The sequence below is a fragment of the Thermoplasma sp. genome (assembly GCF_008709555.1).
Taxonomy (GTDB): Archaea; Thermoplasmatota; Thermoplasmata; order Thermoplasmatales; family Thermoplasmataceae; genus Thermoplasma.
The window spans coordinates 22,117-30,334 of the sequence record NZ_VYIJ01000015.1; the positions used below are offsets into that span (position 1 = coordinate 22,117).

7 protein-coding genes, 1 tRNA gene and 1 rRNA gene are annotated in these 8,218 nt (G+C 50.5%); 6 read left to right on the plus strand and 3 right to left on the minus strand.

Annotated elements, in window-relative coordinates; genetic code table 11:
* Positions 1–69: 69 nt before the first annotated feature.
* Together F6Q11_RS05985 and F6Q11_RS05990 are read left to right on the plus strand one after the other, a co-directional pair.
* Positions 70–1,203 (plus strand): NAD-binding protein, encoded by a 1,134-nt coding sequence (locus F6Q11_RS05985; RefSeq protein ID WP_297027211.1) that lies wholly within the window; start codon positions 70–72, stop codon positions 1,201–1,203.
* A 176-nt stretch (positions 1,204–1,379) separates the two neighbouring features.
* On the plus strand, positions 1,380–2,069 hold the full coding sequence (locus F6Q11_RS05990) for a 2-phosphosulfolactate phosphatase family protein (RefSeq protein ID WP_297027214.1): 690 nt from the start codon (positions 1,380–1,382) through the stop codon (positions 2,067–2,069).
* Here F6Q11_RS05990 and F6Q11_RS05995 read toward each other — a convergent pair whose 3' ends face one another.
* The 3 genes from F6Q11_RS05995 to F6Q11_RS06005 form a co-directional block, all read right to left on the minus strand.
* Positions 2,070–2,735, minus strand: coding sequence for a 6-hydroxymethylpterin diphosphokinase MptE-like protein (locus F6Q11_RS05995; RefSeq protein WP_297027218.1), 666 nt, complete (start codon positions 2,733–2,735; stop codon positions 2,070–2,072).
* A complete protein-coding gene (locus F6Q11_RS06000; RefSeq protein ID WP_297027220.1) occupies positions 2,732–3,853 on the minus strand; it encodes a DUF373 family protein in 1,122 nt (373 codons plus the stop codon). The genes F6Q11_RS05995 and F6Q11_RS06000 overlap by 4 nt, the downstream gene beginning before the upstream one ends.
* Before the next feature lie 114 nt (positions 3,854–3,967).
* Positions 3,968–4,186 carry a transcriptional regulator gene (locus tag F6Q11_RS06005; RefSeq protein ID WP_010901832.1) on the minus strand — a complete coding sequence of 73 codons (219 nt, stop codon included), beginning with the start codon at positions 4,184–4,186 and terminating at the stop codon, positions 3,968–3,970.
* A 335-nt stretch (positions 4,187–4,521) separates the two neighbouring features.
* Between F6Q11_RS06005 and F6Q11_RS06010 the strand changes: the two genes are divergently transcribed.
* The 4 genes from F6Q11_RS06010 to F6Q11_RS06025 all read left to right on the plus strand — a co-directional run.
* Positions 4,522–6,072, plus strand: coding sequence for an FAD-dependent thymidylate synthase (locus tag F6Q11_RS06010; protein ID WP_297027223.1), 1,551 nt, complete (start codon positions 4,522–4,524; stop codon positions 6,070–6,072).
* Positions 6,073–6,203: 131 nt separating this feature from the next.
* A tRNA-Ser gene (locus tag F6Q11_RS06015) sits at positions 6,204–6,286 on the plus strand.
* 51 nt (positions 6,287–6,337) lie between these two features.
* Positions 6,338–7,465: a fructose-1,6-bisphosphate aldolase/phosphatase gene (fbp, locus tag F6Q11_RS06020; protein ID WP_297027226.1), complete on the plus strand. Its 1,128-nt coding sequence runs from the start codon at positions 6,338–6,340 to the stop codon at positions 7,463–7,465.
* Positions 7,466–7,768: 303 nt separating this feature from the next.
* Positions 7,769–8,218 (plus strand): 16S ribosomal RNA (locus tag F6Q11_RS06025); the annotation flags it as partial.

Consider the following 8,218-nt stretch of genomic DNA (forward strand, 5'->3'; position numbering starts at 1 on the left):
ATGGTACCATATTGTTATGCCTGAGGCCGAATCGCAAAAAGCTTTATCCAACCCATGCATTTTTTTAACGTGGTCAGCAGGGCTGTTCTTCTTGAATTGAGGTGGCTCGTTCTCATTCAGGGTATCATCACGATTCTCCTTGGCCTGGCCCTGCTCTCTTCAACCCATATCCTGCTGATCCATGTCTTCGGATTATACATTGGAATTTCGATAAAGGCAATGGCATTCGTTGCTGTATTTGACGGCTTCGTACTATCGATCTACAGCTTTCTGACCAGGGAGAAGACGAAGTCAGCCTGGCGCATAATGGTCATCGGGTCGTTCATCACGATCCTCATACTGGCGTTCGGAGTGGGAAGGCAATACCACATCACGATACTGGGGATGGCCTTCTCCTTCTTTGTCATATACGTGCTGTTCAGGAGGCGCAGGGAATACGTTTATCCTGCCCGCATCCTGGGAAGGCCAGAGGTGGCCATAGCACTTGTAACCATAGCATTCACCATACTATATGGAATAGGGGGTTCGCTGTTATTTGGCAACCAGTTCAGGCCTCCCATAGACAGCCTAGGCGACGCCTTCTATTACACCGGCGAGGTCATAACGACGCTAGGCTTCGGAGATATAGTGCCGGTCACAATGGATGCCAAAATTTTCACCATATCGCTGGCGTTCCTCGGCGTAGCAATATTTTTTAGCTCGATCACCGCTCTAATACTGCCCTCGGTGGAACGCCGCCTGGGCGGTCTGGTGAACAGGATGGAGAAGAGAGAGCTCAGAACGCTTGCCGATTACGTTCTCGTATGCGGCTATTCGGATCTGCTTCAGGAGTACCTTACAAGGATGAAGCGGTCAGGCACGGTCGTCGTCGTTATAGAGAGGGACGAATCAAAGGCGAAATCTCTGAGAGACGATGGCTACATAGTTTTCGATCACAACGCTGATGACATCGAATTGCTTTCGTCCTTCGATTTCTCTGCAGCGAAGGAGATAATAATAGGATCGAACGATGATGCGTACAACCTCATCATAGCTGCTGCCATGAAGAGCGTCATAACAGATGAGATCAGGGAGAAGGTTAGGGTGCTGGTCGTGGATCCCAAGGACATGGTCAAGTTCAGGATCATGGGGTTCAGCCTGATCAATGTTTCCTCGGTCCTCTCCGAAAGCCTCTCGGAACAGAAGAATGCGTCTGAGGAATGATCCCGGCGCATGATCGATCCTTCTACTGATGCAGAAGCAAGGAACCTGCGGCAAAGGGCCAATCAGGCTCCGTTCATTATGTGACGATGGGACTGTGGATATTTTTCCCACGCACCAAAAAAAAAACAGATTGGCCTCCTGATGCATCCCATTGCACGAAATATTTTATGTAGAGTATGCATGATGCGGGGATAAAGGGAATGATCAGGGTCGGCGACGGAAGAAAGAGCGATTCATGGGCGGAGATCAACGTTGTTGTGGACATATTCAGGTCAACGACGACCATACCGATGATACTTGCTGGTGGTGCGAGATACATACTGCCGTTCCGCGATGTGAGAAAGGCCATAGAATTCAAGAGAAAGAACCCGGAGATCGTCCTCGTCGGGGAGAAGTACGGCATAAAGCCTCCATACTTTGATTACGACAATTCCCCGGCTGAGGTATCTGCTGCCGATCTCTCTGGAAAGGTCGTTGCGTTCACATCAACCAACGGAACCTACGTGCTCTCGCGCATAAAACAGGGAAGGGTCCTATTCTCATCCTACGTGAACCTCAGCGCTACCGTATCCGTGATCAGGAAACAGCAGGACGTGCTCATACTGCCTTCCAACAGGCCGATAGGAAAGGCGCAGGAGGATATTCTCTTCGCCAACCTGCTGAAACTGATGGCCGAGGGGCAGAAGGTTGACCTGGAAGAATACACGAGGAAGACAGCGGAGATAAACAGGAACATAATAGCCGGCGTCAGCGAAAGAGATCTCGAGTTCTGCCTCAAGGTGGATTACACGGGCATAGTCCCTGAATACATAGATGGAAGAATAGTGCAAAGTCCGGATTCTGGAGAAAATGGACGAACAGCCTGATCATATCTCTATGAAATCACCGACGCCCATGGGCGACCCCCGATCTGCAGCCAGCATGGCCAGCAGAGCCTCCGCCCACTTCAGCTTCTTTGCCTTCATGGCCGCGCTTCCCTGCTTCGTCCTGTTCACGTGATGGAAGTCAAACGAGACCAGGACGATCCTCTCAAAGCCCATCCTGTGGGCTATGTATGCCGCGCGGTCTCCATCAGTGAATCCGAAGAAGTTCGCAACGTTCCTGAAGGGGAGATTCTGAGTTGTGCCCACCATGGCCCTGCTGATCCTTTCCCTGTTTTCAATTATCCTGTGTATATTATCGCCATGGCCGTGTATCACAATGGTGCTCCCCTGATGCGCGCATTCGAATATGGATTCCAGATCGCCATCCAGATCCGTAACGATCATGTCTGGGCAGCCACGGATAGACCAGTAGGCCAGTATCGCCGAGTCCGCGACGATGCTGTATCCCCCGGAAATGCTCGGTACGGCCTCGCGGATCGCCGGCCCATTGCCGATCACGTAAGCTGTTCTTCCCCTCTTCACGGGAAGATCCGGATCGCCAACGAAGTTGGAGAGTATCATGGAAGAACGATGATCCATGCATGGATAGAAGCCAAAATCGTCCGTTATCGATCCATAGATGGACATCCACCTGGCCAGATCCATCATGTGCCCTCTCTCAGTATCTCAGGGTTCTCATTGAAGTACCTGTGCACCATGGACGATACTATGGCTATTATCAGCCCGAGTATCAGGAAGAATATGCTTATGAGCCCGGACTTCAGCGTTATGAAACCCAGGATGTATCTGATGTAGTTGAACATGCCATATACGACGAACGCTATGGAAAGTGAGAATATCAGGCCATACCATATCTTGAGTATCCCGGCCTTTCTGCCGACGGCAAGTTCGGCTACCCTTCCGACCTCGGTGGTGAATATCGAACCATAGACCCACCATGTGAAGAGGGCAAGGAAGATCAGGAAGGCATCGAGGCCGTTCTTTGATGTCCGCACGGCTATGGTGTAGCTAGATGCGATGCCGACGAGCACCAGCAGTCCAGCGATGATATAGGTGAAGAACAGTATCCTGGTGTCCTGTGCGTATTCGTGTACCTCGCGAATCAGCCTGGACATGAGGTTGAACAGGTCGAAGCCCCTCTCCAGAAGATAAGCGCCAAGTACCAGCGTCACGAAAGTTATGGCACCCACCGTAGGATCGATGATCCTGACGCCGGTAACGTACGCCGAGTATATGATGAATATGAGCGATACAAGGCCGTAGGTCAGAAACACCAGGCCAAGGGGTATCAGTATCTTGCTCAGTATCTTCTTGTCCTTCAATGCGCGGACGATGTAGTAGTAGAGGCTCTCTATGTTCTCATTATGCCTCACTATGATGTGCTTCACGTACCTTATCTTGATGTATGACAGGATCACCGGTACGATGTAGTCATCCTCCGCACCATCAGAAACGAGTATCGCGTCCGTGTAGAGCCCGGATCCAACCACATCCGCAATCTGCCTTGACAGGATCTCATCCGACTTTTCGCCTACATCGTTGTCACCAGTGAGAAGCGCGATCTCAACGTCCTCTCCCTTCTTCCTGAGATCCTCGTATACCTTCAGGGCTCCGAAGAGTGCATTGGAATCGGAATCCTCAGGGTCCACGCTTATGAGCTTTACAGCCGCGTTATAGCACTCAGTGTAACCCACGACAGGCCCTTTAACGCCAGCCTTGTCTCCGAAATCGTTGTCTCTGTCGACATTTATGATGAGGGTTGTCATACGTGGCCCCAGCGCATGTTTTTATTAACAGAAACACTTATTTAAGCATATTTATGGCTTGTAAGCAGTATAAAAAACATACACAAAAAATTGATTTAAAAAGATGAAGAAGCGTTACTTTACCACGAAGTAACCTGCACTCTTCTGTCTTGCAACTCTCTTGACGTATCCCTTCTTCTGTAGCTCCTGCAGGGCCGCATTCACGATGGACTTGCCGAGAGCAGCAGCCTTCATGATGTCATCTGCAGTCTTCAGCTTCTCCTCAGATGTCGCACCGAGCTTCTTCATAGCATCGTAAATTTTCTTTGCGTTATCAGTTAGATCGTCAGGCATAATACCACTTGTTCGATATATCATATTAATATATATATCTATCATTTTTAAAAGATCAGCATCCTGAATGGATCCGGCGCTGTGATGTTGACGATAATTGATGGGGCAGCGTGGTGAGATCAATGATCAGGCCGTTCCCCCTCATCCACAGGGATGCCAGTTCGTGCGGTTTCTATCTTGCGCAGCAGCCGTCGTGGATCCGCACCGTCTGTTGATGGCTCAAGATCCAGTTCATGGCGAATGCCGGGTTTAGCCATCCGATGCAGGATCTCATGAATCAGAAGGCCGCGGGCTTGATCATGATATAAATTTAAATACCACAGGTATTAAGGTCTATGTCGTTTTCAAACGAGGACAGAGACGTCTTCATCATCAAGGCCGAGCGCATGATCGACCGCGGCGCACTCATGTCAAGGTACAGCAGGGCATCAGATCCTGACATACGATCCGTCTTTCACAGGGAATTCGAGGGGAACCAGGGGAGATCGGAGGATTTCTACAGGCGGATATTCCTTGAATATGGCGATGAATCCATAGCAGAACTCGTCACGGCCCAGGTCGGGATACAGAACGTTTCAAACGTCGTATCAAAGGTCATAGAAGAGATCCGCATAGGCCTCTCTTACCTGGAAAAATCAACGAGATACGTCGCATATGACAGGAAGGTTGATGGCCGTTACCTTTTCATGCAGCCTGAAAAGATAGGCATATCAGGTGACGTCGCAGTGGAATACACAGAAATGTGCAACAGGCTCTTCGACCTATACTCGGCCGCGCTGCCAAGGATAGAGGATCAGATATCAAGGACATGGCCCATCGAATCCTTCGAGTTCAACGTGGACGGAACGCCGAGGCCCTACGGCGAACTGGACGAGAACGGAAGGAAGCTTGCACAGCGTTCCTACAGGTCATCGGTGCGATCAAGGGCGCTGGACGATGCCAGGTTCATTCTTCCGGCGTCCACGCTGACAAATATTGGAATAAGCGGAAACGCCAGATCGTTCATACACCTCATACAGAAGCTCATGGAGTATGGTGTGCCCGAGTCGGACAGGATCGCCGGAGAACTATACAGAGAACTGAGCGGAGAATTCCCGCAGATAATTGAAGATGCGGTATCGCCTCATGGGCAGGCCCTGATGGATTACAGGAGAAAACTCTCGGCCATGTTCCCATACACGGACGGAGGCAAGTTCGAAAAGGTGAAGTTGATAAGGTACAGCAACGAGAAGGAAGAGATACAGAAGGTGCTGGCTTTCATGATGTACCCCTTCGCCGAGGACGCATCAGGGATAATATCGAGGATAAAGGCGATGGATCCTGCGGAGATGGCAGAAATCCTGGAGAAGGTTAGGGATCTGAGGAAGAACAGGCGCATGAAGGTTGGCAGGCCGTTTGAGGCCGTGAACTACGTCTTCGAGGTCACAACGAATTACGGCGCATTCCGCGATCTGCAGAGGCACAGATTCCTGAGCATAGTCCGAAAGCCGCTGACAGTCAACCACGGATACGATGTTCCGCCCATCATAGCAAAGATACCGGAACTCTCAGATGAATATTCAGAGGCCATGAAGGAGGCAGAGCGTGTGTATCACCTCATCAGGGACAGGTACGGGCTTTGGCTTGCTCAGTATGCTGTTCCATTTGCCTACAGGTATCCTGTCATCTTCTCAACAAACCTCGCCGAAGCGGCCTATTTTATCGAACTCCGCAGCACCCCACAGGCACACTTCGACCTCAGAGACATAGCCGTCAGGATGTACAACGAGATAAAATCAGTGCATCCGATCCTGGCAGGCATAATAAAATTCGTTGATATTGGAGATTACCCACTTGGGAGGCTGTCTGCAGAGGTACGCAAGAACGTTAAGGCAGGCAGAATTTAATCTCATAATATAATCATTTTGTAGCTCTAATGGTGTAAAACGCATGGGAAAACCCGATATGCATGATCCCTGTAAAACGTTTATATCTGACGATAATATGGTGGTGACGCCGGCAGATGCCCTTCTGCAGGGTCGGGGTAGCCTAGCCCGGTAAGGCGGTAGACTCGAGATCTACTGCTCTCGTAGCTCGGGAGTTCAAATCTCCCCCCCGACGCCTCCATCATGTTCAGGAAACTTTTTTATTCATCTTCTAATAAGTAAACTAATGAAGGTGACTATATCCCATATAAAGGCAGACATCGGTAGCCTGCCAGGCCACTCTATAGTGGACGAAAAGGTAATGGCCAGAATACAGGAGTATATAGAGGATCATGGAAAGAACCTCATATCCGATTTCAGGATGGCGCACGTGGGCGATGACGCCCAGATAACGATGATCCACACGAAGGGTATCGACAGCCCAGAGATACATGAACTGGCGTGGAACGCTTTCAGGGCCGGCACAGAGGTGGCGAAGAAGCTGGGCCTATACGGAGCGGGCCAGGACCTGCTGAAGGATTCATTTTCCGGAAACCTAAAGGGCATGGGGCCGGGCGTCGCGGAGATGGAGATAAACGAGAGGCCTTCGGAGCCGTTCATCGTTTACATGATGGATAAGACAGAACCAGGGGCTTTCAACCTGCCCATATACAAGATGTTCGCTGATCCGTTCAACACGCCTGGCCTTGTGATAGACGAGGCCATGCACAGCGGTTTCCGTTTTGAGGTCTGGGACGTGATCGATCACAAGGCCATATTCCTTGATGGCCCGGAGGACATCTACGATCTCCTTGCCCTGATAGGATCAAAGGAGAGGTACGTGATAAAGCGTGTCTACACCAAGAAGGAGAACAAGAAGCTCCCAGAGGAGAACGTTGCTGTGATCTCCACGGACAAGCTATCGCTCATAGCCGGAAAATACGTGGGCAAGGACGACCCGGCCGCGGTTGTCAGGATACAGTCCGGTCTTCCGGCTGCTGGAGAATCTCTGGAGGCCTTTGCGTTCCCGTACCTTGTCAGCGGCTGGATGAGGGGTTCGTTCAACGGCCCGCTGATGCCGGTCGGAATGAAGGATGCAAAGATGACCAGGTTCGATGGGCCGCCAAGGGTTGTCGCACTCGGTTATGTGCTCAAATCAGGAAAGCTGGAGGGGCCGGTTGACATGTTCGATGATCCAGCCTTCGACTACGCAAGGCGCGTGGCTGGAGAGATGACGGATCACCTCAGGAGGATGGGGCCATTCGAACCTCACAGGTTGCCTGACCAGGAGATGGAGTACACGACGCTGCCCGTTGTCATGGACAAGCTGAAGGACAGGTTCGTGGACATAGAGAAGGAGACAGTTGTGAAGTAATATCCATATTTTTCCCTATTTTTCAGGTTGTTTCTAATTTTTACCGGCAGATTATTATTAGTATAATTATTTTAGATTTCCCTAGAAAATTGGAGTTCTGCTTCGAAAGTGTTATATACTGATTTGCTATTCTTTACTTTGCACATAACAGGTATGGATGCCAACCTACCTACGAAAGAGATGAATCACGCTTGAGCGTGTTTATGTGTCTCTTCTTCCAGGGTTGGTAAATATGGAGTAGTGAGTAAGTATGCTCACTTCTGACAGGTAGATGCCAGCCGCTAATTCCAATTGAGTGTTTTAACTCCGGTCGATCCTGCCGGCGGTCACTGCTATCAGGTTCCGACTAAGCCATGCAAGTCATGGGGCCGTAAGGCACCGGCGAACAGCTCAGTAACACGTGGATAATTTACCCTCAGGTGGAGTATAACCTCGGGAAACTGAGGCTAATCCTCCATAGTCATTACAAACTGGAATGGTTGTAATGATGAAAGCATCTGCGCCTGAGGATAAGTCTGCGGCCTATCAGGTAGTAGGTGGTGTAAAGGACCACCTAGCCTAAGACGGGTACGGGCCCTGAAAGGGGGAGCCCGGAGATGGACTCTGAGACAACAGTCCAGGCCCTACGGGGCGCAGCAGGCGCGAAAACTGTGCAATGCGCGAAAGCGCGACACGGGGAGCCTGAGTGCCTTGACTTTTTGTCAAGGCTTTTCTGATGCCTAAAAAGCATCAGGAATAAGGGCTGGGCAAGAC

Coding starts and splice junctions, on each gene's coding strand:
- F6Q11_RS05990 (WP_297027214.1), top strand. CDS start 1,380: ATGCATGATGCGGGGATAAAGGGAATGATCAGGGTCGGCGACGGAAGA.
- F6Q11_RS05995 (WP_297027218.1), bottom strand. CDS start 2,735: ATGATGGATCTGGCCAGGTGGATGTCCATCTATGGATCGATAACGGAC.
- F6Q11_RS06000 (WP_297027220.1), bottom strand. CDS start 3,853: ATGACAACCCTCATCATAAATGTCGACAGAGACAACGATTTCGGAGAC.
- F6Q11_RS06005 (WP_010901832.1), bottom strand. CDS start 4,186: ATGCCTGACGATCTAACTGATAACGCAAAGAAAATTTACGATGCTATG.
- F6Q11_RS06010 (WP_297027223.1), top strand. CDS start 4,522: ATGTCGTTTTCAAACGAGGACAGAGACGTCTTCATCATCAAGGCCGAG.
- fbp (WP_297027226.1), top strand. CDS start 6,338: ATGAAGGTGACTATATCCCATATAAAGGCAGACATCGGTAGCCTGCCA.